General features: G+C 36.6%; 1 protein-coding gene. It reads left to right on the top strand.

What is annotated here, in order from left to right; genetic code table 11:
- Positions 1 to 109 precede the first annotated feature (109 nt).
- On the top strand, positions 110 to 549 hold a 440-nt coding region (locus tag KP705_RS16590; RefSeq protein ID WP_215765049.1), incomplete at its 3' end, for a hypothetical protein.

Here is a 549-nt window from a genome sequence, read left to right as displayed (position 1 = left end):
CCGACGACAATGTAATTGTCATAGTCGGACACTATGACAAGTCAAATATTGATTTCTATCTGCTACAATAAGTTTCCAGTACCCCACAAACTGAGGGTCGGAGATTGTTATGGATATGGTAAAGAAGGAAAAATATAGAGAAATAGAGAGAGAAGTACAGAGGCTTGAAAATCTGTTCAATATAAAGKCTGTGCGATTGAAGGCACGTTATGAGACCAAGGCTATTCGTTATATGTTTGGGAATGGGGTCGAGGTTTATTGCGGTTGGGAAAAGCCTTACGATATCATGACTTGTTTGCATGACCATTATATTGACCATTCTTTTCCTGTGAAGGATGTGAAAAGTTATAGAGATTATTTGCKTTKTCTTCCTTCGCATTCTTCTTTGTTTTTGGATTACATAGAAAGCAGGGGATATGGTTTTTTAAGATTCAACGAATATTTGAACGATGACGATGATGATTTTTGTTACGAGTGTGTTTTTGTTAATGACAATAAAGATGAGATACGCCTTTGGGTTAAAGATTTAGAAGAATGTGACAAGGATGG

The sequence above is a fragment of the Gluconobacter sp. P1D12_c genome (assembly GCF_018812105.1).
GTDB lineage: Bacteria > Pseudomonadota > Alphaproteobacteria > Acetobacterales > Acetobacteraceae > Gluconobacter > Gluconobacter oxydans_A.
Note: the sequence above shows the minus strand (reverse complement) of the source record. Positions and strands in the feature narration are given on the sequence as shown.